This window comes from Streptomyces sp. NPDC001108 (assembly GCF_053598535.1).
The window spans coordinates 506,484-532,223 of record NZ_JBSFKL010000003.1 but is presented as its reverse complement, the minus strand read 5'-3'; the positions used below and the strand labels follow the sequence as shown (position 1 = coordinate 532,223).

Genomic DNA, 25,740 nt, shown 5'->3' with positions numbered 1-25,740 from the left:
GTGACGTCTCTCGACAAGCCGACGTCCGAAACGGACCGCACGACCCGCACCGACCAGGAGGACGCCGACGCGAAGGCGGTCACCGAGGCAGCGCTCTTCGAGGCGTTCGGCGGTGTCCGGGGCATGGTGGAGACGGTCGTTCCCGGACTGCTCTTCGTCACCGTCTTCACGATCAACAAGAACCTGACCGCCTCGGCCGTCGCGGCCCTGGCGGTCTCCCTGGTGCTGGTCGTCGTACGGCTGATCCGCAAGGACACCGTCAAGCACGCCTTCAGCGGCGTCTTCGGCGTGGCCTTCGGTGTGGTCTTCGCCAGGATCACGGGCAACGCCAAGGACTTCTACCTGCCGGGCATGCTCTACACGCTCGGCCTGGCCCTCGCCTATCTGATCACCACGCTCGCCGGGATGCCGCTGATCGGCCTGATCCTGGGACCGGTGTTCAAGGAGAACCTCTCCTGGCGCACCCGTAACCCGGGCCGCAAGAAGGCGTACGCCAAGGCCAGCTACGCCTGGGGGCTGATCCTCCTCGCCAAGTGCGCGATCCTCTTCCCGCTGTACTGGTGGGCCGACACCACCCAGTTCGGCTGGGTCCTGGTCGCCCTGAAGATCCCGCCGTTCCTGCTCGCGGTCTATCTGACCTGGGTCTTCCTGGCCAAGGCGCCGCCGCCCATCGACGTCTTCGCCGAGATGGAGGCGGAGGAGCGGGCCGAGAAGGAGCGCAAGGCCGCCGCCGAGGCAGCGGCCGCCGCGACCCGCGACCAGGAGTTCTGAGCGCGGGCGGATCGCCGACGCCAAGCCATGGAAAGGGGGCCCGCGACCGTGTGACACGGTCGCGGGCCCCCTTTCCCGTCGTCTCAGCTCCCGGAATCGCCCCGGCGCACCGACAGCAGGTCCTCCAACTGCTCCTCGCGCGCCTGCGCGGCCACGAACAACAGCTCGTCACCGGCCTCCAGGGTCTCCTCGGTGCTCGGCGTCAGCACCCGCTGCCCCCGGATGATCGTGACCAGCGAGGTGTCCTCCGGCCAGGCCACGTCCCCGACCTGGGTGCCGGCCAGCGCCGACTCCGGCGGCAGCGTCAGCTCGACCAGGTTGGCGTCACCGTGGCTGAAGCGCAGCAGCCGGACCAGATCGCCGACGCTCACCGCCTCCTCGACCAGGGCCGACATCAGCCGCGGCGTCGAGACCGCCACATCGACGCCCCACGCCTCGTTGAACAGCCACTCGTTCTTCGGGTTGTTGACCCGGGCGACGACCCTCGGTACGCCGTACTCCGTCTTGGCGAGCAACGACACGACCAGGTTCACCTTGTCGTCGCCGGTCGCGGCGATCACGACGTTGCAGCGCTGGAGCGCCGCCTCGTCGAGCGAGGTGATCTCGCAGGCGTCCGCCAGCAGCCACTCGGCCATAGGCACCCGCTCCACCGAGATGGCCGTCGGCGCCTTGTCGACGAGCAGCACCTCGTGACCGTTCTCCAGCAGCTCGCCCGCGATGGAACGCCCCACCGCACCGGCCCCGGCAATCGCGACACGCATCAGTGACCGCCCTCCTCGGGCCCCTCGGCGAAGGCCGCCTCGACCTTCGCGATCTCGTCCGTACGCATCATCACGTGGACCAGGTCGCCCTCCTGCAGCACCGTCTGCGACGTCGGCAGTATGGCTTCGCCCAGCCGGGTGAGGAACGCCACGCGGACGCCCGTCTCCTCCTGGAGCGTGCTGATCTTGTGGCCGATCCAGGACGGGGTGGTGTGCACCTCCGCGAGCTGCACCCCGCCGCTCGGATCGCGCCACAGCGGCTCCGCGCCCGAGGGCAGCAGCCGCCGCAGCATCTGGTCCGCCGTCCAGCGCACGGTGGCGACGGTGGGGATCCCCAGTCGCTGGTAGACCTCGGCGCGCCGGGGGTCGTAGATCCGCGCCGCGACATTCTCGATGCCGAACATCTCGCGGGCCACTCGCGCGGCGATGATGTTCGAGTTGTCGCCGCTGCTCACCGCGGCGAACGCGCCGGCCTCCTCGATGCCCGCTTCCCGGAGGGTGTCCTGGTCGAAACCGACCCCCGTGACCCGCCGTCCGCCGAAGCCCGACCCCAGGCGCCGGAACGCCGTGGGGTCCTGATCGACCACGGCGACCGTGTGCCCCTGCTGCTCCAGGGTCTGCGCGAGGGCGGCCCCCACGCGCCCGCAGCCCATGATGACGATGTGCACCTTGCGCCTACCTCGCAGTCCTGGTCGTCCGGCTGACCTGCGAAAACACCCTGCTCACACTTCTTTCTCAGCTTGCCGGGCAAACAACGGGGCAACGGTCTGTCCCGTTGCCCAGGATGAGCTTATGCGGACCGGGATGCGATGCCTCATCCGAGTGGGGCTTCGACGCGTCCCTCGGTCCCGGCGCCTCCTCGTGTCGGCCTCGCACAACTCTCCGTGCGGGCCCTTGAGTCCGGTACCAACAGACATCTAACATGTCAGTTCATGGAGACCTTGCGCCCCGTCCGCCGGACACTGCTGCGGGACACCGCCTACGAGGCGATCCGCGACGCCATCGTCCGCGGCGACCTCCCGCCCGGCGCCCCCGTGCGCGACGCCGACCTCGCCGAGCGGCTGGGGCTCTCCCGCGCCCCGGTCCGCGACGCCCTCGCCCGGCTCACCGCCGAGGGCCTGGTCGAATCCAAGCCACAGAGCTATACGCGGGTGACCCGGCTGGTGCCGCGCGACGTCCGGGACGCGTCCGCCGTCGTACGCGCCATGCAGGAGCTGGCCGCCCGGACCGCCGTGCCCTTCCTGGTCGACGCGGACATCACCGTGATGCGCACGGCCAACGGCCGCTTCCGCGACGCCACCCGGGCGGGGGACGTGGCGGGCGCGTTGCACGCCGACGACCTGATCCACGACGTCCTGGTCGCCGCCTGCGGCAATCGCGCGGTGGCCGCCACCATCGAGCGCTACACCCCGCTGATCCGGCGTCTGGAGTGGCGGCGGTTCGGCACGGCGGACGCGGCGCACGGGTCGGCGGAGTTGCACGACCGGCTGATCGAGGCGTGTGCGGCGCGCGATGCCGCCGCTGCGGCCCGGATCACCGCCGAGATCTGGCGGACCCTCGAAGAACTCGCCGACGACCCGGACGACCCGGACGACCCGGACGGGCCGGACGGGCCGGACGGGCCGGAGGGCCCGGACGAGCCCTCCGCGTAGCCGGGGCCCCTCCGGCCCCCGTACCCCCGAGCCCGGCAGCAGCGCAGTGCAGACCGGAGCAGCACTACCCCGCCCCCCATACCCACACCAGCCAGGGAGCCCCCGTGACCGCCGCACCGCCCACCTCGCCGTCCGCCCCGTACCCGTCCGCCGTGCCGTCCCTCCCCGGGCACGCGCGCTACCCCCTGCTCTTCGGCCCCTCCCCGGTCCACCGGCTCGACCGCCTGACCGAGCACCTCGGCGGTGCCGCGATCTGGGCCAAGCGGGAGGACTGCAACTCCGGCATCGCCTACGGCGGCAACAAGACCCGCAAGCTCGAATACCTGGTCGCCGACGCCCTCGCGCAGGGCTGCGACACCCTGGTGTCCATCGGCGGCGTCCAGTCCAACCACACCCGCCAGGTCGCGGCGGTGGCCGCCCGTGCCGGACTCGGCTGCGTCCTGGTCCAGGAGAGCTGGGTCGAGTGGCCCGACGCCGTCTACGACAAGGTCGGCAACATCCTCATCAGCCGGCTCGCGGGCGCCGACGTCCGGCTGGTGCGCGCCGGGTTCGGCATCGGCGTCAAGGAGAGCTGGGAGCAGGCGCTGCGCGAGGTGGAGGAGAGCGGCGGCAAGCCGTACGCCATCCCCGCCGGCGCCTCCGACCACCCGCTGGGCGGGCTCGGCTTCGCCGGCTGGGCGTACGAGGTCGCCGAGCAGGAACGCGCGCTCGGCGTGTTCTTCGACACGGTGGTGGTGTGCTCGGTGACCGGTTCCACCCAGGCGGGCATGGTCGCGGGCTTCGCCGCGCTGGAGGAGGCGGGCGGACGCCCCCGGCGCGTCCTGGGCATCGACGCCTCCGCCGAGCCCGCCCGCACCCGCGCGCAGATCGCCCGGATCGCGGCCGGCACCGCGCACCTCATCGGCGTACGCCGGGAGGTGACCGAGGCCGACATCGAACTGGACGAGCGCTACCACGCCGGCACCTACGGCCTCCCCGACGCCGCCACCCTCGACGCGATGCGGCTCGCCGCCCGTACCGAGGGCATGGTCACCGACCCCGTGTACGAGGGGAAGTCGATGGCGGGAACGATCGACCTCGTGGGCCGCGGTGAGATCGCCCGCGATTCCACCGTCCTCTACGCCCACCTCGGCGGGCAGCCCGCGCTCAACGGATACAGCGCCCTTTTCGCCGACTCCTGAGCTCCTGTTCCGCGGTCTTCCGCTGATCTACCGGCGATCTCGCGGCGATCTCCGAGGGATCCCCGGGTGATCCCCGGGTGATCTTCCGGAGGTGTCTCGAAGCCCGGACGGAGTGCAAGGATTTCGTTAAGGATTGCGTGGCGTTTTCGGCCGAGTGCAGGAGTTTGCAGGGTAGTGGCGGTGGGGCGGCGAAAGCCGCCGAACGGAACGCTTACGATCCTCTGCGTGTCCAAACTGACCGACCTGCCCAAACGGATTCTGATCGGGCGGGCGCTGCGCAGCGACAAGCTGGGGGAAACGCTCCTCCCGAAGCGCATCGCACTTCCCGTCTTCGCATCCGACCCGCTGTCCTCGGTGGCGTACGCACCAGGAGAAGTTCTCCTGGTGCTCTCCGTCGCGGGCGTGTCGGCGTACCACTTCAGCCCCTGGATCGCGCTCGCGGTCGCGGTGCTGATGTTCACCGTCGTCGCCTCGTACCGGCAGAACGTGCACGCCTACCCGAGCGGTGGTGGCGACTACGAGGTCGCCACCACCAACCTCGGGCCCAAGGCCGGCCTCACCGTGGCCAGCGCGCTGCTGGTCGACTACGTGCTGACCGTGGCGGTGTCGATCGCCTCCGGGGTGGAGAACCTCGGCTCCGCGATCCCGTTCGTCGTCGAGCACAAGACGATCTGCGCGACCGTCGCCATCGTGCTCCTGACACTGATGAATCTGCGCGGCGTCAAGGAATCCGGAAAACTCTTCGCCATCCCCACGTATCTGTTCGTGGCCGGTGTCTTCATCATGATCGCCTGGGGCGCGTTCCGGGGACTCGTTCTCAACGACACCATGAACGCGCCGACCGCCGGATTCGAGATCAAGGCGGAACACCAGGGACTCGCCGGATTCGCACTCGTCTTCCTGCTGCTGCGGGCCTTCTCCTCCGGCTGCGCCGCCCTCACCGGTGTCGAGGCGATCAGCAACGGCGTCCCCGCGTTCCGCAAGCCGAAGAGCAAGAACGCGGCGACCACGCTCGCGATGATGGGCCTGCTGGCCGTCACCATGTTCTGCGGCATCATCACCCTGGCCATGGCCACCGACGTGAAGATGGCCGAGAACCCGGCCCGGGACCTGATCAACCACGGTGTCCCGGTCGGCTCCGCCTTCGTCCAGGACCCGGTGATCTCGCAGGTCGCGGCGGCCGTCTTCGGCAAGGGCAGCTTCCTCTTCGTCGTCCTCGCCGCCGCCACCGCGCTCGTCCTCTTCCTCGCCGCGAACACCGCGTACAACGGCTTCCCGCTGCTCGGCTCGATCCTCGCGCAGGACCGCTACCTGCCCCGCCAGCTCCACACCCGCGGCGACCGGCTCGCCTTCTCCAACGGCATCGTGCTGCTGGCCGGCGCGGCGATCCTGCTGACCTGGATCTACGGGGCGGACTCCACCCGCCTGATCCAGCTCTACATCGTCGGCGTCTTCGTCTCCTTCACCCTCAGCCAGACCGGCATGGTCCGGCACTGGAACCGCCATCTGCGGACGGAGAAGGACGCCGCCAAGCGCCGCCACATGAAGCGCTCCCGCGCCATCAACACCTTCGGGGCCTTCTTCACCGGACTGGTCCTGGTCGTCGTACTCGCGACCAAGTTCACCCACGGCGCCTGGGTGGCCCTCCTCGGCATGGTGATCTTCTACGGCACGATGACCGCGATCCGCCGCCACTACGACCGGGTCGCCGAGGAGATCGCCGCCGAGGAGACCCCGTCCGACGAGACGATAAGGCCCTCCCGGGTCCACTCGATCGTCCTGGTCTCCAAGCTCCACCGGCCCACCCTGCGCGCCCTCGCCTACGCCAAGCTGATCCGCTCCGATCAGCTGGAGGCGCTCTCCATCAGCGTCGACCCGGCCGAGACCAAGACGCTCAAGGACGACTGGGAGCGGCGCGGCATCGACATCCCGCTGAAGATCCTCGACTCCCCGTACCGCGAGGTGACCCGGCCGGTCATCGACTACGTGAAGAGTCTGCGCCGGGAGAGCCCGCGCGACGTGGTCAGCGTGTACATCCCGGAGTACGTGGTCGGCCACTGGTACGAGCACCTGCTGCACAACCAGAGCGCGCTGCGCCTCAAGGGGCGGCTGCTGTTCACCCCGGGCGTCATGGTGACCTCGGTGCCGTACCAGCTGGAGTCCTCCGAGGCCGCCAAGAAGCGGGCCAGGAAGCGTGCCGAGTGGAACGCGCCGGGCTCGGTGCGCCGCGGCCCGGTGGAACGCCGGCCCAAGGAGCCCAGCACCAAGGGCTGAGCCTCCCTCCGCCGCCTGGTTGCCCGCCCGCCCGCTCGTGGTGAACGGCCGGACGACACCCACGTAGACTGGTGGGTCGTTGTCCGGCCGTTTCCCCCTTGATCCCTGGAGCCACCCCGTCATGCAGAACGAACCCACGTTGTCGCTGGTCGGGGAGGAGTACGAGGTCGAGGTCGGCCCCGTCGCGCACGGCGGTCACTGCATCGCCCGTACCGAGGCGGGCCGGGTCCTCTTCGTCCGGCACACGCTCCCCGGCGAGAAGGTCGTCGCCCGGGTCACCGACGGCGACAGCGACTCCCGCTTCCTGCGCGCCGACGCGGTACGGATCATCGAGGCGTCCAAGGACCGCGTCGAGGCGCCGTGCCCGTACGCCGGACCCGGCAAGTGCGGCGGCTGCGACTGGCAGCACGCCAAGCCGGGCGCCCAGCGCCGCCTCAAGGGCGAGGTCATCGCCGAGCAGCTCCAGCGCCTCGCGGGCCTCACCCCGGAGGAGGCGGGCTGGGACGGCACGGTCATGCCGGCCGAGGGCGACAAGCTCCCGGCGGGCGAGGTCCCCGCCTGGCGCACCCGGGTCCAGTACGCCATCGACGAGGAGGGCCGGGTCGGCCTGCGCAAGCACCGCTCGCACGACGTGGAGCCGGTCGAGCGCTGCCTGATCGCGGCGCCCGGCGTCACGGAGCTGGGCATCGAGAAGCGGGAGTGGCCGGGCATGGCCTCGGTCGAGGCGATCTCCGCCACCGGCTCCCACGACCGCCAGGTCATCCTCACCCCGCGCCCGGGGGCCCGGCTCCCGCTCGTCGAGCTGGACAAGCCGGTCTCGGTGATGCGCGTCGACGAGCGCGACGGCGGCGTCCACCGCGTGCACGGCCGCGCCTTCGTCCGCGAGCGCGCCGACGACCGCACCTACCGGGTCGGCTCCGGCGGCTTCTGGCAGGTCCACCCGCAGGCCGCCAACACCCTGGTCCGCGCGGTCATGCAGGGCCTCCTGCCCCGCAAGAACGACACGGCCCTCGACCTCTACTGCGGCGTCGGCCTGTTCGCCGGCGCCATCGGCCAGCGCATCGGCGAGAAGGGCGCCGTCCTCGGCATCGAGTCCGGCAAGCGCGCGGTCGAGGACGCCCGCCACAACCTGCAGGACCTGGACCGCGTCCGCATCGAGCACGGCAAGGTCGACCAGGTCCTCCCGCGCACCGGCATCACCGAATGCGACCTGATCGTCCTCGACCCGCCCCGCGCCGGCGCCGGCAAGGCCACGGTCAAGCACCTCTCCACCCTCGGCGCCCGCCGCATCGCCTACGTCGCCTGCGACCCGGCCGCCCTCGCCCGCGACCTGGCGTACTTCCGCGAGGGCGGCTACCGGGTGCGGACGCTGCGGGCGTTCGACTTGTTCCCGATGACGCACCATGTGGAGTGCGTGGCGATCTTGGAGCCGGTGAAGAAGGACTCCTGACCTGGGGTTTTGCGGGTGTGCGCAAACGCACCGCGCACTGTCCACCCGCTCCTCAAGCTTCTTGATGCGCTTCTGCCGTTTGAAGGCGCTGCGGACCGGGATGACGCAGGAGCAACTGGCTGAGGCCGCCGGGGTGTCACGATCACCAGGGTCGCCCTTTGGCCCGAAGCGGCACCGCTGAATGCGTTCGCTGGAGACGGGCTCTCCGGTAGCCGGTCTGGTCCGCCTCCGGAGTCGGTGCAGGGCTATGACTCCAGGTACCGGAGCACGGCCAGGATCCGTCTGCTGTAGCCGGTTGTGCGGGACAGGTCCAGTTTGTCGAAGACGGAGTTGAGGTTCTTCTCCACCGAGCTCAGCGAGAGGTGCAGTTTCTGGGCGATGGCGGTGTTCGTGTGGCCCTGGGCGAGGGCCTCCAGGACCGTGCGTTCCCGGGGGGTCAGTCGTGCCAGTGGGTCGCCGTGGGTGGTTCGGACGACCAGTTGGCGTACGACTTCCGGGTCGATCGCCGCTTTGCCGGCGTGGATGCGGTCGAGGGCGTCGAGGAACTCCTCGACCTGTGCCACCCGGTCCTTGAGGAGGTAGCCGACCCGTTCGGCGTTGGACGCGAGCAGCTTGGCGGCGTAGTTGCGTTCGACGTGCTGGGAGAGGACGAGCACGCCGGTCCCGGGGAAGCGTTCCCTGATCTCGACGGCCGCCCGTAGCCCCTCGTCGGTGTGGGTCGGGGGCATCCGGATGTCGACGACGACGATGTCCGGGCGCTGCTCCTCGACCTCCTTGAGCAGGGTCACCGCGTCGCCCAGCGCCGCCAGGACCTCGTGGCCCTCCTCGGCGAGCAGCCTGACCAGGCCCTCGCGCAGCAGGGTCGAGTCCTCGGCCAGGATTACGCGCATGGGAGCTCCGCGGTGAGGGTGGTCGGTCCCCCGAGGGGGCTGTGGAGGTGCAGGGTGCCGTCGAGCGCGGCCACCCGGCTGCGCAGACCGGTGAGGCCGCTGCCGGTTCCGTCCGCGCCGCCGGTGCCGTCGTCCTCGACCCGTACGGTGAGGAGCGCGCCGTCGAGGGTCACCGCCACCGAGATCGCCGAGGCACGGGAGTGCTTCGCCGCGTTCGTCACGGACTCGGACACCACGAAGTAGGCGGCGGTCTCGACCGGCCGGGGCAGCGGGCCGCCGACGTCGAAGCGGGTCCGCAGCGGAATGCCGCACCGTTCGGCGACGCCGCCGATCGCCTCTTCGAGTCCGAGGCTGTCCAGCGCCGACGGGTACACCCGCCAGGCGACCTCGCGCAGTTCGGTCAGTACGTTCCGGGACTCCTCGTGCGCCTGGAGCAGCAGTGCGGCGGCCTGCTCGGGGTCGCGGCCCCGGCGGGCCCGGCCGATCAGCATGCCGAGCGCCACCAGCCGCTGCTGCATCCCGTCGTGCAGATCCCGCTCGATGCGCCGCCGCTCGGCGTCCACGGCCGCGACGACCGCGGCCCGGCTGGCGGCGAGTTCGTCGATGCGGTGCCGGAGCAGTTCCCGCTCGGAGGGACCGAAGCACTCCCGGGTGATCCGGGCGTCGAGCGCGGCCAGTGAGCGCAGGCCCTGGACATCGAGGAAGAGCAGGACGCCGCCGAGCAGGATCTGGGTCAGCAGCTCGTCCCAGTCGAGGGTGCCCCGGACCGCACCGCCGGCCAGGAGACCCGCCAGGACGGCTCCGAAGACGAGGAATCCGACGACCACCGCGCAGAGCAGGCCCGTGAGGACGCGGATCGCGAGGTAGCGCACGACCTTCTGGTCGGAAGTCGTGTAGTGCTCGGGGAAGAGGTCGCCGAAGAAGACGGAGCGTCGGACCCGTTCGAGGGCGACCAGGCGCCGGGCGCCGGCCATCAGGACCGCCAGGGCGCTCGGCCGGGTGTGCGGCCAGAGGAGGAACGGGCCGAGAGCCGCGCCGGTGAGGAGGAAGTACAGGGCGCCTGCCAGGGCGGTCGCGCTGCCCACGAGGGTTCCCAGGCCGCGCCGGGGCCAGGACGGAACGGCCGTACGCGTGAGGGTCCCGCCCCCGCCGGAGTTGTCACCGCCGGAGGCGTCCCCATGGGAGTCGCTCCCGGCGGGCTCGGCCGGTGGCCGGTCGGTCGCGGTGCCTCCCAGATCCCCTTGCACGGGGCCCGAGGCTAGTGCGCCCGTGCGGACCGGGCAAGATCGTCCGGGTGGTACGGGGAGTGGGGCCGTGCCGTTCGGGCGGGAGCCGGGGGTCACGAGGCGCGGCGGTGCCGGGCCCGGCCGCGGCTGCGCAGCCGGACCGCCAGGTAGGCGGCGACGGCGACGAGGACGAGGGCCGCGACGACCTTCGACAGGATGCCGACGTACGTCTCCACGACATCCCACTGGTCGCCCAGCCAGTAGCCGGCCATGACGAGGACGCTGTTCCAGACGAGGCTGCCGAGTGTGGTGAGCATGAGGAACACCGGCAGGGGCATCCGTTCGACGCCCGCCGGTACCGAGATCAGGCTCCGGAAGATCGGCACCATCCTGCCGAGAAAGACCGCCTTGGTGCCGTGCCGGGCGAACCACTCCTCGGTACGGACCAGGTCCGACGCGTTCACCAGTGGCAGCTTTCCCCAGATCGCGTGCATCCGTTCCCGGCTGAAGAGCATCCCGATCCAGTAGAGCGCCACCGCGCCGACCACGGAGCCCAGCGTCGTCCAGAACAGTGCCGAGACCAGGCTCAGTACGCCCTGACCGGCGGCGAATCCGGTCAGCGGCAGGATGACCTCGCTGGGCAGCGGTGGGAAGAGGTTCTCCAGGGCGATGGCCAGACCGGCTCCCGGGCCGCCCAGTGTGTCGACGAGACCGGCGGCCCAGCCGGCGAAGCCGTCCGTGGGCTGCTGGGCGAGGGCCAGGGTCGTGAGGTGCATGAGCGACTCCACATCGGAGGGGAGGCGGGCCGGTTGCCCCGTCGTTCTCCCGGTTCGCCCTCGAACCTAGGAATCGCCGCTCCGCTCCGGTATGCGGGTTGCCTCCCACCCCGGTGGTGTTCCCCGCACATCGACCCTGCGGTTTTCCGCAGGGTCGGACGCGCGAAAGGCGGGCGGCCCCGGGGGGTCGGGCCCGCCGGGGCCGTGACGGCCGGTCAGGACTCGGCGGGGTTTCCCCGGACGAAGTCGATGACCAGGCGGTTGAACTCCTCGGCGTGCTCGATCATCGCCCAGTGGCCGCAGCGGTTGAGCAGGACGAGGCGGGAGTCCGGGATGTTCGCCAGGAGGAACAGGGAGTTCTCGAAGGGGACCACCCGGTCGTCGCGGCCGTGGATGAGCAGGGTGGGCACGGTGATGCCGCTCAGCCGGGCCGGGTCCACCCAGCGGGGCAGGGGGGCGCCCTTCGGGAGGCCCGCCACGTAGTTGGAGAGGTGCTCGGGGCGGGCCAGGGCCGCCTGGGAGCGGGCCTCGCACAGCGCTGTTCGACCCGGTCTTCCTGGTCCAGTACATCTCCACCGTGATCACACTGCGCCCCGGCGACATCATTGCCACCGGCACCCCCGCCGGGGTGGGCAACGCCCGCGACCCGAAGGTCTTCCTGCTGCCGGGCCAGAGCGTCGTCACCGAGATCTCCGGCCTGGGCGCCTGCGCCAACAAGGTGGTCGAGGCATGACGGCCCCCGCCCGGACCGTCGCCGACGCGCGCGCCTGGGCCCGCGCGGGCACGGAGCTGGTCCTCGATGCCGTCGCGGACCTCGACGAGGCCGGATTCCGGGCCGACAGCGCCCTGCCCGGCTGGACCCGGGGCCACCTCGCCGCCCATGTCGCCGCCAACGCCGACGCCCTGGGCAACCTCGTCCACTGGGCGGCCACCGGGGAGGAGACGCCCATGTACGCCTCCGCCGAGGCCCGCGCCGAGGGCATCGCCCGGGGCCCGGCCCTCTCCGCCGGCGAGCTGCGGTCCTGGCTGACCGCCTCCGCGCGGCAGCTCGCCGAGGGGCTCGACACCCTCACCGACGAGCAGTGGCACCACCCGGTCGTCACCGCCCAGGGCCGCACCGTCCCCGCCACCGAACTGCCCTGGATGCGGGCCCGGGAGGTCTGTGTCCACGCCGTCGACCTCGCCACCGGCACCGCCTTCACCGACCTGCCGGGCGGCTTCCTCACCGCGCTGGCCGACGAGATCCGCGACCGGCGCGGACTGGCCGGCCTGCCCGAAGGACCGCTGCCGGAGATCGCCGCCTGGCTGTCCGGCCGCCCGCACTCGCTCGCCGACGCCCCCGCGCTCGGCCCGTGGCTCTGAGGAGTCGAACCATGTCCCACCCCGAACCCGATGTGATCGTCGTCGGCGGCGGCCTCGGTGGCCTCGGCGCCGCGCTCTCGCTGACCCGCCAGGGCCTGACCGTCCGCCTGCTGGAGCGCGCCCCGGCCTTCGGCGAGGTCGGCGCGGGCATCCAGCTCGCACCCAACTGCACCCGGATCCTCGACGACTACGGCCTTCTCGCGGAGGCCAGGAGCCTCGGCGTCGTCCCGGACGCCATGGTCATGCGCGACGCCGTCGACGGCGACGAGCTGACCCGGCTCGACCTGCGGGACCTGGAGCAGCGCTACGGCTACCCGTACCTCGTCATCCACCGCAGCGACCTGCACGGCCTGCTCCTGCGCGCCTGCGAACGGGCGGGCGTCGAGCTGGTCACCGACGCGGAGGTGGTCGCGTACGAGAACACCGACGGCGGCGCCCGCGCGACCCTCGCCTCGGGCGAGCGGCTCGAGGCCGGTGTCGTGATCGCGGCCGACGGGCTGAACTCCGTCGCCCGCAAGCTGCTCGTCGACGACGAGCCGGTCTCCTCCGCCTACGTCGCCTACCGGGGCACCGTCCCCGCCGACCAGCCGCGCGTACGCTCCCTCGACCTCAGCGAGGTCGTGGTGCACGTCGGCCCCGCCTGCCACTTCGTCCACTACGGCCTGCGCGGCGGGGAACTGCTCAACCAGGTCGCCGTCTTCGAGTCGCCCAAGGCACTGGCCGGGCGGGAGGACTGGGGCACCCCCGACGAACTCGACGCCGCCTTCGCCGGGACCTGCGGCTTCGTCCAGGACGGCCTGCCGTTCATGTGGCGGGAGAAGTGGTGGCGGATGTTCGACCGCGACCCGGTCATGCACTGGGTCCACGGCCGGATCGCGCTGCTCGGCGACTCCGCGCACCCGCCGCTCCAGTACATCGCCCAGGGCGCCGTCATGGCGATCGAGGACGGCTGGGTCCTGGGCGAGCACGTCGCCCGCAACCGCTCCGCCGACGGCACGGTCGACTGGGACACCGTCTTCGCCGCGTACGAGGCGGTCCGCCCGGAGCACTGCCGCCGCGTACTGACCACCTCCCGCGCGTGGGGCGAGCTGTGGCACCTCGACGGCACCCCGCGCGAACAGCGCAACGCCCTGCTGCGGTCCCGCGACACCTACGACTACACGTTCGTCGACTGGCTCTACGGCCCGACCGCCCTGACCCCGGACCAGGAACCGCCCATGTTCACCCCGATCCCCCTGGCACCGGAGGAGGCCAAGGCCGGCGCCGTGTGACGGCATCGGGGCCCGGTCCGACCGGGCATACGGTCCAAGGACCTGTGCCCGGTCGAGGTGCAGTTCCGGGCCACCGCAGGCGGGCCACCACGGTGGCGGTGTACTTCTGCGGGAGACCATTCTCTAGGATCACCGGAACCGATTGCGGCCCGACGGGCTTCCGAACAGGACATGCCCCCACCCGCACGAATCACTCGTGCCCGGGGGAACCACTTCGTGTCCATGCTTTTGCTGAAACTGTCGGCGCGGGATCTCCTTGCCCTGAACGCTCGTCGCCGCATGGTGCCGCACCTTGCCGCCCGGTGGCGGCACTTTCGTGGAGCCGACGCCTCCTTGTCGGAGCGTTCCGCGTGGGCCGAGAGCCTGGTCAGTCTGGCGAACGACCTGGTTGCCGCAGGGCGCGGAAACGTCGAGATGATCGTCGAATGCGCTGTGACGATCGATGAGGGCGACCGGAACGAAACCCCAAGGCTCGTCGATGTCGTACTGGTGGGCCGCCATCCGGATGCCGGCGGGCCATCCGTACAACTGGTCGAGTTGAAGCGCTGGTCCACGGTGACCCGCGTGGAACGGGCCACTGCGGACATGGTCCATGTGCCGGGAATGGGGGAGAAAAAACATCCGGCCATCCAGTTGCGCGAGTATTACCAAGCGTTCACGAGCGAGCACGGCCCCCTCGGGAGCATCGACTTCACGTGCGGCGGCTTCGCCTACCTGCACAATGCGACGGACGATTCGGTGCGGCCCCTGGTGGACGTGGACGCACCGACCGGTGCTTACGCTCAGGTGTATACGGCTGATCGGCGCGACCAGTTGCTTTTTGATCTCCGCAAGAACTTCGCGGAGGACGGAGCGGGGTCCGAGGCCGAGAGGATGATGCAGCGCATGGGCCTGCGCAACACGCCCTTGCTCGACGCCATGATCCGGTCCCGCGGGGAGGACACGGTCTTCACCCTGAGAAGAGAACAGAAGCGGGTCGCCGACCAGATTCTGGAAGCCGCCGCCAAGGTGCTTCCCGACCCAGCCCGCCCCGCTCTCGTCCCGGACGAACGTCGTGTGGTCTTTCTGGTCACGGGTGGAGCCGGTACGGGGAAGAGCGCGATCGGTCTCCAGCTCAAGGCGGAGTTGGAGGCGCAGGGTAGGACGGTCAAGTACGCCAGTGGCAGTAGGGCCTTCAATGGCGCGCTTCAGGAGCATGTCGGTTACGGGGACCGGGAGTTCAGGGAGTCGTTCACTTACTTCAGCAACTTTGTCACACCGCCGGACCCGCCTCTGGACATGCTGATCTGTGATGAGGCGCACCGCCTTCGGGACCGGTCCACGAACCGTTTCTGGAAGCCGGAGGACTGGGGTACCGGTCCGCAGGTGGACGAACTCCTCGAGGCGTCCCGTCTCACCGTCTTCTTCCTGGACGAGGGCCAGTCCGTCCGTCCGAACGAGGTCGGAACCGTCGGGCTCATCGAAGACGCGGCAAAGAGGTACGGTGCCCGACTTGTCTCGAGCAACCTTCGGGAGCAGTTCCGCTGTGGGGGCAGTGACGCCTACATCCGCTGGGTACGCGCCGTACTCGGGGTCTCGGACGAGCCCGTCGAGGAATGGCGCCCTGACGGGCTGATGCACATCGAGGTGGCGAACACACCGGAGGAGCTTGAACGGACGATCCGTACCGAAGTGCTCGCAGGGGCCTCCGGCCGGATGGTCGCAGGCTACTGCTGGCCCTGGACGAAGCCGCTCGGGAAGGAGAAACGACTGGAGCCTGATGTCCGCATCGGCACATGGCACCGGCCGTGGAACGCGGACAGCGACAGTCGGTGCGAAGAGGGCCGGGTACCGCCGACGAAGACATGGTCGACCGACGAGAACGGCCTCGGGCAGATCGGTTGCGTATACACGGCTCAAGGGCTCGAGTGGGACTGGTGCGGTGTGATCATGGGCGAGGACATGGTGCGCCGTGGGGACAAGTGGGTCTTCTGCCGGGGCAAGGAGCGCGAAGAAGAGGGGTCGAAGATCAAACGGGTCGACCGGCCAGGATCGTTCGACCCGAAGGTGCGACCGAGCAGTGTCGACGACGAGGAGTTCGCACGGCTCGTCCGTCACGCCTATCACGTGCTGATGACCCGGGCCAGCCGCGCGACAGTGCTGTACTCCACGGATGCCGAAACGCGGGCCTACCTCAACGAACTTGTAGGAAAGGTCGAACTCCACGATTTGCGGCCCACCTGGGAGAACCTGCCACTGGAGGCCCGGAGCCCGCACCTGCCCCGGCCGAGCAGAGGTGCGGGCGGCCGGAGGAGGAAGAAGCGGAAGTCGAGTGGGGACCTCCGGCTGTTCTGAGTGGAACGGGGAGGAGTACGTGGCGGGCTCACCGGGCCCGCCACGTGCCCGCGTCAGAAGAGCAGGCTTGCCACCGTCGCCAGAGCCGTCACCACAAGGTTGGAGACGACTCCCGCAGCGATGTCGATCAGGATCTCGCGAATCCGGTCACGACGCGCAGACTTGTACTCGACCGTAGTCATGGCCACTCCAGAGCAGTGAGATATGGAATGGAAGGGGGACGCCCTACCGGGTATCCACAGCTCGCGTCGAGTGTCACCACACGACGGGCACAACCATCCGTCACTCCCTGCCGGTTGGGGCAGACGCACAGACCACCGCCCGTACCCTCCGGGAAGGTGCGCAGCACGCCGATATTAACCCGGTCGCGGAATCAGTGTGTTGCGGGGACGAGGGAGCGAAGTTTCTCACGGGTCTCGGGGTCCGTGGAGTAGATGATCGTTCCGATCATTCCTCGTGTCAGCAGCACCTTGTAGGTGTTGCGGACCAGTCTGTCGACTTCGCTGTCCGGCGTGGCCCTGGTGAAGGAGGGATCCTTGGAGGCCGTGCGATCCACGATCCATCGGTCGGACCGCCAGACAAGGTCCTGTCCCATGATCACGCCCGACCAGTCGTACTCGAAGCCCTGCGCCGTGTAGACGCATCCGACCTGACCGAATCCAGCGGGGTCGGTGGCCCAGAGCGGGGCAGGCGGCGCGCCGAGAAGGGAGCGGTCTCCGTACAGGTTCCACGGTCGGGCCCAATCCCCGATGGTGACGTCCGGCGGCAGCGCGTTCATGGACGGCGTGATTTTCGTCGTCCACTTCCAGCAGTAGCCCGCGGACATGCGGGCTCCGTAGTTGCGGGCACGCTGAGCGATCAGAAAGTCCTCGAGCTTCTGAGGGCTGTCCGTCGTCAGCAGCTCCACCTTGCCATCGGGTTCCCAGACGGAAGGGGCTTCGCCTTCCAGGCCCAGCAGGCTTGTCACCCAGCGCAGATACGCGTCACTGCCGCCACAACGGAACTGGCTGTCGAGTTCCACCACCGTGCACTCCAGCCCCTGCCTGGCAGCGGCATCCTGGATCTCCTGCACCGTGCCCATCTCGCCGGGACGTACCACCTGGTGCTGGTCGAGCAGGAAGACGGGCACACGGGCGGCGTCCATCAGTTCCGCCACCTGCGGCCGCCCCGTGCGCAGGGCGGCCCTGGTGTACCGGTTGGCGGAGGTCTTGCGCAGTCTGTGAGCCTCGTCGCAGACCAGCACGTCCAGATCGTTGGGCTCGGCCTCCATGAAGCTGTTGAAGTAGCGGAAGAGCCGTTGGACCTCAGGTTTCCGGGCGCCCGCGACCTTGCGCATGGTCTTCGTGAACGACTGCGATCCGGTGGCGTGCAGTGCGGGGACCCCGCGCCGGTACAGATCGCCCAGCAGGGAGAGGGCGATCACGCTCTTGCCGGAGCCGGGGCCGCCCGCCACCACGATCACTTGCTTGTGATTGGACCGCCGTGCCTTTCTGACGGCGGACATGACCGTCTCATAGGCGAGCCGCTGCTCGTCCAGCAGGACGAACTGCTCACGATCGCGGACCTCTTCGGCGGCAACCGCCATCAGCTGTCGCGATGGCCGGACCTTTCCCTGCAACAGGGCGTCGGCAGCTTCTCCCCCGGGCTTCGGGGCCAGCCTCGAACGCAGGTAGGCGATAAAGGCGCCACGTTGCTCACCGGTGAACATGCGGCCCAGGGTGTCTTCCGGAACCGAGCGCAGCCCAGCGACACCGAACTCGGTGGCGTTGTGCAGATACGCCACCCCCGCGACCGAATCGGGGAAGTGCTCCAAGGCCCCGTTGAACGACATCAGGTAGTCGCAGTAGCTCCGTACCTGCTCGATCGGGTTGAGGACCGGCTCGGGGTACGCATCGATGCGACACCGCAACGGGTCGTCCTCTTCGGGGAAAGCGTTGCTCCACTGCTTGAGTTCCACGACCACGTACGACGGATTGCCCGTGGCGGGGTGAACACCGGCGAGTACCACATCCGCGCGCTTGCTGGTCAGCGGCAGCCCGTACTCGAGCAACATCTCGATCTCGCCGAGTCCGGCCTCGATCAGCGCGTTGGTGAGTGCCGGGATGCTGCGTTCCCAGGAGCGCACTTCCGACGGCTGGGGCTGATGGCGGTGCTTATGGAAGAAGTTCTCCTGCAGGAGTTCGGCGAGGCGGCCTTCGAGACGGGTGCGGTCGGCCAACGATGCCGCAGATTCACGGAACAGCAAGAAGAAGCCCCCAGGCAGCACGAAGTAGCTCGCGCGGGTGGGGGCATGTCCTACGACTTCCACGGTAGTGGAGCGGAAGCCCGGCGGGCCGCTGAGATGGTGTTTGTCAGTCTAGAGCAGAAGGCGGACCGTGAGCCCGGGGCTACACCGCAGCCCTGTATCCACGAGTTTCGCTGATGGCGAGCCGATTTAATTCCCCGTCTTTTCTGAGGAATTCCTGGAGTTCTGTTTATTCGGAAAGGCTGGCTTTCGGGGCGGTTTGTGGTGCCTGATGCTCCACCGGGAACGGACGGGAATTCGGGTGGTCCGTCCGGCCGGCCGGGCACTCGGCCGTCAGGCCCGTTCGGCCGTGCGGGCGATGTTGCGGGCCATGCCGCCGAAGACGAGGGCGTGGAAGGGGGAGACGCTCCACCAGTAGGCGTGGCCCAGGAGGCCATGCGGGTGGAACAGGGCGCGCTGGCGGTAGCGGGTGCGGCCGGATGCGTCGGTGTCGGTGCGCAGTTCCAGCCAGGCCAGTCCGGGCAGCCGCATTTCGGCGCGCAGCCGCAGCAGCCGGCCGGGCTCGATCTCCTCCACCCGCCAGAAGTCGACCGAGTCGCCGACCCGCAGCCGGTGCGCGTCCCGGCGTCCGCGGCGCAGGCCCACACCGCCCACGAGCCGGTCGGCGATGCCCCGCACGGACCAGGCCAGGGGGAAGGAGTACCAGCCGTTCTCCCCGCCGATGCCCTCGACGACCCGCCACAGGGCCTCCGGGGAGGCGTCGACCAGGCGTTCCCGCCGGTCGGTGTAGAGGCTTCCGCCCGCCCAGTCGGGGTCGGTGGGCAGCGGGTCGCTGGGGGCGCCGGGGACCGAGGCGGAGGACCAGCGGGTGGCTACCTCGGCGTCGCGTACGCGTTTGAGGGCCAGCCGCACCGCCTCGTCGAAGCCGATGGGGTGGCCGGGCGGGTCGGGGGCGTAGCGGGTGATGTCGTTCTCCCGGCACACCACCTCGTGCCGCAGCGACTCCGCCAGCGGGCGGGCGATGGACGAGGGGACCGGGGTGACCAGGCCGACCCAGTGGCTGGACAGGCCGGGGGTGAGGACCGGCACCGGCAGGATCACGCGCCGGGGCAACCCGGCGACCGCCGCGTAACGCAGCATCATGTCCCGGTACGTCAGCACGTCGGGGCCGCCGATGTCGAAGGCGCGGTTCACGTCGGCGGGCATTCCGGCGGAGCTCACCAGCAGACGCAGCACGTCGCGGACGGCGATGGGCTGGATGCGGGTGTGGACCCAGCTCGGGGTGACCATCACCGGGAGCCGTTCGGTCAGATAGCGCAGCATCTCGAAGGAGGCCGAGCCGGAGCCGATGATCACGGCGGCCCGCAGCACCGTCGTCGGCACCCCGCTGTCCAGCAGGATGCGCCCGACCTCGGCCCGGGAGCGCAGATGCGGGGACAGTTCGCGTTCGGGCACCCCGGCCGGGGTCAGCCCGCCGAGGTAGACGATCCGGCGCACCCCGGCCGCGGCGGCCCGCTCGCCGAAGACCCTGGCCCCCGTGCGGTCGGTGGACTCGAAACCGCGCCCGGTGCCGAGCGCGTGCACCAGGTAGTAGGCCACGGTGACGTCCCGCATCGCGGCCCCGACCGTGTCGGGATCGGTGACGTCCCCCCGGACCACCTCCACCTCCCCGGCCCAGGGATGGTCGCGCAGCTTCCCGGGGGAGCGGGCCAGACAGCGCACCCGGTACCCGGCGGCCAGCAGCTCCGGCACGAGCCGCCCGCCGATGTAGCCGGTGGCCCCGGTCACCAGACACAGGGGCCGGTCCGCCGTCGCTTCCATGCCGTCCGCCTCTTCCGTCCGTCGGTCCTGTCCATACTGCGCAACCGCGGGCGGGAGCGCGCGGCGGGCGGTCGGGCCCGGTCCGGCCCGGCTCAGGGGTCCTCCGCCGGGCCGATCTCCCGGGCGGCGGGGGATTCCAGGGCGGGGCCCGGGGGGCGGGTGAGGGCGTGGGCCAGTTGGTCGGCCAGGCGGGGGAGGGTGGCCGGGGGGAGGTAGAGCTCGGCTCCGGCGTCGAGGAGGCGGCGGACGGGGCCCTGGTAGTCGACGCCCAGCTCGGGGTCCTCGATCTCGGTGACGACGAGCCGGGCGTCGGGGAAGGACGAGCGCAAGGACCCGATCAGCTGCGGGCTGACCGGGGGGACCAGCAGGACGTCGGCCGAGCGGGGGGCGGAGCGCATGTCGAGGACGATGTAGTCGGGGCCGAGCCGGTCGGAGAGTGCGGTGCGGGCCGTGTCCGACAGCTCCATGGCCGTGGCGACGACCGTGACGGACCCGTCCGGGGGGTGCGGTTCCTCCTCGGGGGTCCCGGGGGTCCCGGAGGTCCCCGAGGTGTCGGAAGTCTTCGGCGGGGCGACGAGCGTGCCGACGAGGACGGTCCTGGTGACGGGGGTGATCCGGGCGAACGGCGCGCCGCCCCGGGTGATCACCAGCTCCTCGCCGGGGCCGAGGGCGTCGACGAGGGCAAGGACGTCCTCGGGCAACCGGTCCGCGTCGATCGCGCGCGCGGTGTTCTCGCCGGTCATCGGGGAGCGGGAGGGACGGGTGCGGTGGGCCGAACGGGAAGCGTCCTCACAGCGCCCGATCCTCCCATATGCGGCGGAAGATCCCCGGGTGCCTCAACCGGTGACTCCGGCGCGGGTCGCGATCCGTTCGGCCAGTTGCCGGGGGCTCGCCGTGCCGGTCGGCAGGACGAGGGTGTCCGTGTCGAGCCGGTCCTCGCAGGCCAGCGCGGCGTCGATCCGGCCGAGCCGCCAGGTCCGTACGTCCGCGTCCCGCACCGGGTCGTCCGGATGGATCACCTGGGCGGTGATGCGCCGGGTCAGCAGGGTGCGGTCGGCCGACAGCCAGACGTGCAGCAGGCCGTCGCCCTCCTCGCGGACGATGTCGAAGATCTCCCGCCGGTACGCGTCGTTCACCACGGTCATCGGGACGACGAGGAGGTGGTCCGGATAGTGCCGCACGAACGCCGCACACGAGCGGGCCACGACCTCGCGCCAGCACGCCAGGTCCTGGAAGTTCCCGGAATCCGGCATCGGCACCCAGGCCCGCAGATGGAATCCGGCCTCCTCCGGGTCGAAGACGATGATCCTCTCCACGATCCGCGTCAGCTGCTCCGTGACGCTCGACTTGCCCGCGCCGAAGGCGCCGTTGATCCAGACCAGCATGGCTCTCTCCAGGGTCACGGGACAGGGGTCACGGGAAGGGGACACGGGAAGGGGTCACGGGAGGTGCTTCGGACAGCAGCGGTCGACGGGCTCGTACATGTGCAGGATCACCCCGGCGCGCCCCGGCCACCGGGTGTCGAGCGATCCCAGCGCGGCGGCGCGGGCCAGTTCCGCGCAGACGGACCGCGCGGTGTGTTCGTCGATGCCGGAGAAGGACGGATAACTGGCGTTGACCAGGCCCTGGAGCCAGTCGCGGAGCGTCCGGGTCTCGTCCCAGCGGGCCAGCTCGATCCTGCGGTGCACGAAGCCGCGGCGCAGCAGCCAGCCGTGCAGCCGCTGCCGCTGCCCCTTCGTCCAGTACGGGAAGACCCCGCCGGCCACCTCCGCCAGCCGCGCGGTGACCGCCTCCTGGAGGCGGCCGACCCCCGCGGCGGGCGCGGTCTCCAACTCGACGCGGTAGAACCGGCCGCCCAGCGCCAGTACGCGTTCCACCTCGGTGGCCGCCAGCAGCGGCTCCGTGCAGAAGTCGATGCTCTCGTGCTCGACGACCGCGTCGAACGATCCGGTGGCGAACGGCATCGCCATCATGTCGCCGTGCCGCACGTCCAGGCCGTCCCGGCACCCCGCCTCGATCATCGCGCGCGATGCCTCGATCCCGGTGTACGAGCCCGCGAAGGGCGCCACGTTACGGGCCAGCCTGCCGGTGCCCGTACCCAGCTCCAGGACCCGGAGCGAACCGAGGAAATCCCGGGCGAAGCCGCGCAGCACGGCGTTGAACCGCTCCGTCACCGGCCGGGCCGGGGCGTACCGCCGGGCCAGCTCCGGCCCGTAGAGCGCGCCGTCGCACGTGCCCGCCCCGGGGAGGTCCACCCGGGTGAGCGGGCGCTGGTTGGCGTCGAACCAGCCGACGCACTCCCGCGCCGCCCGTACCGTCATCCGTTCCGTACAGGCGTGCTCCACCAGCTCCGGCGGCAGCCCGCCGAACGCGAGGACGCAGCCGTCCGGCGCGCCCCGCAGCCGTACGTACGCGCAGGCCGCGAGCAGCGTCGCCGTCTCCTCGGCGGTGGCCTCGGCGTCCGGTCGGGCGGCGGCGTACCGGGCCGCGACCTCGGCGACCGGGGGCAGGACCTGCCGCGCGAGCGCCGTCAGCGTCGCCGCCCGCCACGGCGGGACGTAGTGGAACCGGCGGTCGCACGGCGGCACGGCACCGCCCTCGCCCGCCTCGCGCAGCACCTCGGCCGCGGCGCTCACCGGACCTCCCCTCCGCCGGCCGGCGAGGGGAGGTCCGGCCAGGTCAGGACGAGATTGCCGCGTACGTCCCCGTCCGCGAGCCGCTTGAGCGCCGCGCGCGCCTCCTGCGCCGGCAGCACGTCGTCCACCAGCGGCCGGATGCCGGTGGTGCGCATCAGGGTCACCATCCGCGCGTACTCCTCCCGGGTCCCGCTGAACGAACCGACGACATTGATCTGGTGGAAGTAGATCCGGTGCAGCCGGGCGGGCGGGACGTCGCCGGTCGTCGCGCCCGCGACCACCACCGTGCCGCCGTGCCGGACGCTGCGCAGGGTGTGCGTCCAGGTCGCCCGGCCCACACTGTCGATCACCGCGTCGACCGGTGCGGGCAGTTCGGCCCCCGGCTCGAACGTGGCGCTCGCGCCCAGCCGCCGGGCCAGGGCCCGCTTGGCGGCGGACCGGCCGGTCACCCAGGTGCGCACCCCGCTCGCCGACGCCAGGCTGGTCAGCGCGGTGGACAGGCCGCCTGCCGCGCCCTGGACGAGCACGGTGTCCCCGGGACGCAGCGCCGCCTTGGTGAACAGCATCCGGTACGCGGGAAGCCAGGTGCACACCAGGCAGGCCGCCTCCTCCCACGACAGATGGTCCGGGACGGGCAGCAGGCTCTCCGGGGGAGCGGCGAAGAACTCGGCGAGGGTGCCCGGCCGGGCACCGACGAGCTGCGCCGCGGGCATCGCCAGAGTCTCGTCGGCGAGGCCAGGCGGGGAGTCGAGGAGCGGATAGAGCACCACGCGCGCCCCGTCCGGCCGAATCCCCGCCGCCTCGCAGCCGAGGATGCGGGGGTACTGGTCCCGGTTGATCCCGACGCCGCGCAGGGTCCAGAGGTCCTTGTGGTTGAGGGAGGCCGCCCGGACCGCCACCCGGACCCAGCCCGGGGGCACCTCCGGGTCGGGGCGGTCCCCGACGACGACGGTGGACAGCGGGTCGTCGGGGTCGGGGGCGGTGGCGAACACGGCCTTCATGAGCCCTCGCCCTCGGGCCGGCCGGCAGCGGTGCCGCGCATACGGCCTCGGCCTCCTTCGTGTCGGGGGGAACCGGACGGGGGCGGGGCGCCGAGCAGTTCGGCGGACGGCACGGTCGCCCGCGCGAACCAGATCGCGAACCCGGACACCACCAGGGCCCGCACCCGCAGCGAGGGCCCCGCGCCGCCCGTGTCGCACCGCACCCGCACCGCTCCGCCCGGCGCGAGAACGTGCGCGCTCCTGGTACGCAGGCCCCCGGACCCGTCGTCGACGTCCACGACCACCCGGGCGGCCGGTTCCGGCCGGGCACCGCCGGGGCGGGGGTCCGTGCCGAAGAACCGCACGCCGACCGCGCCCGGCCCCGCCACGGTGACCAGCGGGAACCGTTCCCCGTCCGGCGACCGCGCCAGGTCCCCGCAGACGTCGCACCGCGCCCAGTGGCATTCCCGGTCGTCCGCCGCGCCCCGGGCCGCGCCGACCCGGACCGGGAGCCCGCACAGGTGGCAGGCGCACAGCACGTCGGGGCCGGGCGGTCCGAAGAGCAGCCCGGACCTCATGGCGCGCTCGACGGCGCGGGCACCGACCACCGGAACACTCCCCGGCGGGCCCGCCGGAACGCCCGCGCCTCCGGCAACCTCCGCCCGTGCACCTTCGGCAACCTCCGCCCGTGCACCTTCGGCAACCTCCGCCCGTGCGTCTTCCGGAACGTTCGCCAGGAAGGCGACCAGATCCCGTTCGAACCGTTCGCCGAGGGACTCCATTCCGGCGACACAGCGGGCGAACTCGGCCCGGACGGGCTCGCCGTACACGGTCCGCCCGCTCGCCGCCGACAGCACCGCCGCTGCCCGTACCGCCCAGCCCCGGGCCCCGTCGATCCCCCGCGCGCAGGCGGCCGGCACCCCGCGTCCGGCAGGGCCCACCGCCAGGCGCAGGGCGACGAGCAGACCCCGGGCGTCGTCGACGGCCCGGGTCAGGGCCAGCAGCCGGGCCCGGTCCTCGGCCAGACGCGCCGAACCCGCCTCGATCTCGCCGAGTTCACCGCCCAGCGACGCCAGGGCCGCCTTCCGGTCCGGCGCGTCGGAGCGGTGGCGCAGCAGCACCGGATCGCCCAGGCAGAGCGTCCCCGCCGACCGGTCGTCCCCGCCCGGAGCGGCGCCGCCGAGCTGGGCCAGCTCATGGACGAGGATCGCCCGGCGCGACGTCGGCATGCGGTAGAGCGAGCCGCACAGGGTCGCCGCGTAGGAACTCGCGAAGGCGTCGACGAAGTTGGTCGCGGGCCGACTGCGCCGCCAGTCGGGGATCAGCGCCCCGCACGACCCCAGGTGGATCCAGCCGCAACGGATGTCGTCGAGCCGGCAGAGCCGCAGGCCGTTCGGGGCGCACGCGCAGTCCTGCCCGGGGAAGCCGCTGGTGCTGTGCGCGCAGACGAACCGGTTGCCGATCTTCACATGGGACTCGTTGCCGTGGCCGTACACCGAGACGGTGCGCACGCCCTCGGGACCGGGCGCGGCCAGCTCCGCCGCGTCGCCCACCACGGACGAGGAATCGGCCGCGTCCACGAAGACGTGGGCCCCGGCCCGCGCCCTTCTGGCCAGGGCCATGCGCCGGAGCATGAAGCCCAGCTCCCCGGCGGAGCGCGCGGGCAGTGTCCCCACCGGGAGCCCGGTCCGGTGCCCGAGGGCCACGACGTCCCGGGCGAACCGGAGGTCGAACGCGTCCCTGGCGACGGTCACCAGGACGTATCCCGCCGACGACGGGACGGCCCGCTCGACGGCCCCGGCCCCCGCACCGGTGCCCCGCCGCCAGGCGTCGAGCGGGACGTGCGCGGCCATGCGGCAGCCGAGGGCCGCCAGATCGGCTCCGTGCGGGTGCGGGCCGCGCCCCACGACGACCACCGCCCCCTCGGGCCACGCCCGCCCGGCGCCCCGTCCGGCGTCCGGTCCGGCGTCCGTCCCGGCCGGTCGGGACGCGTACCAGTCGAGTACCTCCCGCCGCCGGGCGCGAAGCGGGCCGGTGTCGGGGTGCCGGGCATGGTCGGTGACGTGCCCGGTGGCGCGGTGCGACGGTTCCACGATGCTCCTCACCGTTC

21 protein-coding genes and 2 pseudogenes are annotated in these 25,740 nt (G+C 71.4%); 9 read left to right on the top strand and 14 right to left on the bottom strand.

The window, feature by feature from the left end:
• Positions 1-771: a DUF3159 domain-containing protein gene (locus tag ACWC97_RS10850; RefSeq protein ID WP_352273218.1), complete on the top strand. Its 771-nt coding sequence runs from the start codon at positions 1-3 to the stop codon at positions 769-771.
• A gap of 83 nt (positions 772-854) precedes the next feature.
• On the opposite strand, the gene ACWC97_RS10845 is transcribed toward ACWC97_RS10850, so the two are convergent.
• Both ACWC97_RS10845 and ACWC97_RS10840 read right to left on the bottom strand, forming a co-directional pair.
• Positions 855-1,532 carry a potassium channel family protein gene (locus ACWC97_RS10845; protein WP_352273217.1) on the bottom strand — a complete coding sequence of 226 codons (678 nt, stop codon included), beginning with the start codon at positions 1,530-1,532 and terminating at the stop codon, positions 855-857.
• On the bottom strand, positions 1,532-2,200 hold the full coding sequence (locus ACWC97_RS10840) for a potassium channel family protein (protein ID WP_124721011.1): 669 nt from the start codon (positions 2,198-2,200) through the stop codon (positions 1,532-1,534). Before ACWC97_RS10840 ends, ACWC97_RS10845 begins: the two co-directional genes overlap by 1 nt.
• A 264-nt stretch (positions 2,201-2,464) precedes the next feature.
• Here ACWC97_RS10840 and ACWC97_RS10835 point away from each other — a divergent pair, with 264 nt between their 5' ends.
• The 4 genes from ACWC97_RS10835 (at position 2,465) to ACWC97_RS10820 (ending at position 8,089) form a co-directional block, all read left to right on the top strand.
• A complete protein-coding gene (locus ACWC97_RS10835; protein ID WP_450648699.1) occupies positions 2,465-3,184 on the top strand; it encodes a GntR family transcriptional regulator in 720 nt (239 codons plus the stop codon).
• Between the two features lie 152 nt (positions 3,185-3,336).
• Positions 3,337-4,365: a 1-aminocyclopropane-1-carboxylate deaminase gene (locus ACWC97_RS10830; RefSeq protein WP_352273273.1), complete on the top strand. Its 1,029-nt coding sequence runs from the start codon at positions 3,337-3,339 to the stop codon at positions 4,363-4,365.
• 225 nt (positions 4,366-4,590) lie between these two features.
• The gene (locus ACWC97_RS10825) at positions 4,591-6,639 is read left to right on the top strand and encodes an APC family permease (RefSeq protein WP_352273215.1); all 2,049 of its coding nucleotides are present in this window, start codon (positions 4,591-4,593) and stop codon (positions 6,637-6,639) included.
• A 121-nt stretch (positions 6,640-6,760) separates the two neighbouring features.
• Positions 6,761-8,089, top strand: coding sequence for a class I SAM-dependent RNA methyltransferase (locus ACWC97_RS10820; RefSeq protein WP_450648697.1), 1,329 nt, complete (start codon positions 6,761-6,763; stop codon positions 8,087-8,089).
• Between the two features lie 245 nt (positions 8,090-8,334).
• Here the strand turns inward: ACWC97_RS10820 and ACWC97_RS10815 are convergent, their stop codons facing one another.
• From ACWC97_RS10815 to ACWC97_RS10800, 4 genes and pseudogenes are all read right to left on the bottom strand, one after another.
• Positions 8,335-8,979: a response regulator transcription factor gene (locus ACWC97_RS10815; RefSeq protein WP_352273213.1), complete on the bottom strand. Its 645-nt coding sequence runs from the start codon at positions 8,977-8,979 to the stop codon at positions 8,335-8,337.
• On the bottom strand, positions 8,970-10,226 hold the full coding sequence (locus tag ACWC97_RS10810) for a sensor histidine kinase (RefSeq protein WP_450648694.1): 1,257 nt from the start codon (positions 10,224-10,226) through the stop codon (positions 8,970-8,972). Before ACWC97_RS10810 ends, ACWC97_RS10815 begins: the two co-directional genes overlap by 10 nt.
• A gap of 92 nt (positions 10,227-10,318) precedes the next feature.
• Positions 10,319-10,981 (bottom strand): DedA family protein, encoded by a 663-nt coding sequence (locus tag ACWC97_RS10805; RefSeq protein ID WP_450648693.1) that lies wholly within the window; start codon positions 10,979-10,981, stop codon positions 10,319-10,321.
• Between the two features lie 215 nt (positions 10,982-11,196).
• A pseudogene (locus ACWC97_RS10800) lies at positions 11,197-11,517 on the bottom strand (alpha/beta fold hydrolase); the annotation flags it as partial.
• Between ACWC97_RS10800 and ACWC97_RS10795 the strand changes: the two are divergent.
• From ACWC97_RS10795 to ACWC97_RS10780, 4 genes and pseudogenes are all read left to right on the top strand, one after another.
• A pseudogene (locus ACWC97_RS10795) lies at positions 11,514-11,714 on the top strand (fumarylacetoacetate hydrolase family protein); the annotation flags it as partial. The pseudogenes ACWC97_RS10800 and ACWC97_RS10795 sit on opposite strands and share 4 nt — an antisense overlap.
• Positions 11,711-12,343 carry a maleylpyruvate isomerase family mycothiol-dependent enzyme gene (locus ACWC97_RS10790; protein ID WP_450648691.1) on the top strand — a complete coding sequence of 211 codons (633 nt, stop codon included), beginning with the start codon at positions 11,711-11,713 and terminating at the stop codon, positions 12,341-12,343. The pseudogene ACWC97_RS10795 and the gene ACWC97_RS10790, both read left to right, overlap by 4 nt.
• A 32-nt stretch (positions 12,344-12,375) precedes the next feature.
• Positions 12,376-13,614 (top strand): FAD-dependent monooxygenase, encoded by a 1,239-nt coding sequence (locus ACWC97_RS10785; RefSeq protein WP_450648816.1) that lies wholly within the window; start codon positions 12,376-12,378, stop codon positions 13,612-13,614.
• Between the two features lie 222 nt (positions 13,615-13,836).
• A complete protein-coding gene (locus ACWC97_RS10780; RefSeq protein WP_450648814.1) occupies positions 13,837-15,948 on the top strand; it encodes a DNA/RNA helicase domain-containing protein in 2,112 nt (703 codons plus the stop codon).
• A gap of 53 nt (positions 15,949-16,001) precedes the next feature.
• On the opposite strand, the gene ACWC97_RS10775 is transcribed toward ACWC97_RS10780, so the two are convergent.
• From ACWC97_RS10775 to ACWC97_RS10740, 8 genes are all read right to left on the bottom strand, one after another.
• Entirely contained in the window at positions 16,002-16,130 is a 129-nt protein-coding gene (locus ACWC97_RS10775; RefSeq protein WP_366289749.1) for a DUF6408 family protein, read from the bottom strand.
• 191 nt (positions 16,131-16,321) lie between these two features.
• Positions 16,322-18,193 carry a DNA/RNA helicase domain-containing protein gene (locus ACWC97_RS10770; RefSeq protein ID WP_450648812.1) on the bottom strand — a complete coding sequence of 624 codons (1,872 nt, stop codon included), beginning with the start codon at positions 18,191-18,193 and terminating at the stop codon, positions 16,322-16,324.
• Between the two features lie 333 nt (positions 18,194-18,526).
• Entirely contained in the window at positions 18,527-20,014 is a 1,488-nt protein-coding gene (locus tag ACWC97_RS10765; RefSeq protein WP_450648689.1) for an SDR family oxidoreductase, read from the bottom strand.
• Between the two features lie 92 nt (positions 20,015-20,106).
• Entirely contained in the window at positions 20,107-20,757 is a 651-nt protein-coding gene (locus ACWC97_RS10760) for a hypothetical protein (protein WP_450648688.1), read from the bottom strand.
• Between the two features lie 93 nt (positions 20,758-20,850).
• Positions 20,851-21,417 (bottom strand): AAA family ATPase, encoded by a 567-nt coding sequence (locus tag ACWC97_RS10755; RefSeq protein WP_450648686.1) that lies wholly within the window; start codon positions 21,415-21,417, stop codon positions 20,851-20,853.
• 36 nt (positions 21,418-21,453) lie between these two features.
• A complete protein-coding gene (locus ACWC97_RS10750; protein WP_450648685.1) occupies positions 21,454-22,650 on the bottom strand; it encodes a class I SAM-dependent methyltransferase in 1,197 nt (398 codons plus the stop codon).
• Positions 22,647-23,651 carry a zinc-binding dehydrogenase gene (locus ACWC97_RS10745; RefSeq protein WP_352273198.1) on the bottom strand — a complete coding sequence of 335 codons (1,005 nt, stop codon included), beginning with the start codon at positions 23,649-23,651 and terminating at the stop codon, positions 22,647-22,649. The genes ACWC97_RS10750 and ACWC97_RS10745 overlap by 4 nt, the downstream gene beginning before the upstream one ends.
• Complete coding sequence (locus tag ACWC97_RS10740; protein WP_450648683.1) at positions 23,648-25,723, bottom strand: hypothetical protein; 2,076 nt, start codon at positions 25,721-25,723, stop codon at positions 23,648-23,650. Before ACWC97_RS10740 ends, ACWC97_RS10745 begins: the two co-directional genes overlap by 4 nt.
• Positions 25,724-25,740: the final 17 nt, after the last annotated feature.

What these genes read in the sequence shown, in the direction of transcription:
- ACWC97_RS10780 (WP_450648814.1), top strand. Translation starts at nt 13,837, where the DNA reads ATGCTTTTGCTGAAACTGTCGGCGCGGGATCTCCTTGCCCTGAACGCT.
- ACWC97_RS10745 (WP_352273198.1), bottom strand. Translation starts at nt 23,651, where the DNA reads ATGAAGGCCGTGTTCGCCACCGCCCCCGACCCCGACGACCCGCTGTCC.
- ACWC97_RS10790 (WP_450648691.1), top strand. Translation starts at nt 11,711, where the DNA reads ATGACGGCCCCCGCCCGGACCGTCGCCGACGCGCGCGCCTGGGCCCGC.
- ACWC97_RS10815 (WP_352273213.1), bottom strand. Translation starts at nt 8,979, where the DNA reads ATGCGCGTAATCCTGGCCGAGGACTCGACCCTGCTGCGCGAGGGCCTG.
- ACWC97_RS10820 (WP_450648697.1), top strand. Translation starts at nt 6,761, where the DNA reads ATGCAGAACGAACCCACGTTGTCGCTGGTCGGGGAGGAGTACGAGGTC.
- ACWC97_RS10835 (WP_450648699.1), top strand. Translation starts at nt 2,465, where the DNA reads ATGGAGACCTTGCGCCCCGTCCGCCGGACACTGCTGCGGGACACCGCC.
- ACWC97_RS10775 (WP_366289749.1), bottom strand. Translation starts at nt 16,130, where the DNA reads ATGACTACGGTCGAGTACAAGTCTGCGCGTCGTGACCGGATTCGCGAG.
- ACWC97_RS10760 (WP_450648688.1), bottom strand. Translation starts at nt 20,757, where the DNA reads ATGACCGGCGAGAACACCGCGCGCGCGATCGACGCGGACCGGTTGCCC.
- ACWC97_RS10845 (WP_352273217.1), bottom strand. Translation starts at nt 1,532, where the DNA reads ATGCGTGTCGCGATTGCCGGGGCCGGTGCGGTGGGGCGTTCCATCGCG.
- ACWC97_RS10765 (WP_450648689.1), bottom strand. Translation starts at nt 20,014, where the DNA reads ATGGAAGCGACGGCGGACCGGCCCCTGTGTCTGGTGACCGGGGCCACC.
- ACWC97_RS10805 (WP_450648693.1), bottom strand. Translation starts at nt 10,981, where the DNA reads ATGCACCTCACGACCCTGGCCCTCGCCCAGCAGCCCACGGACGGCTTC.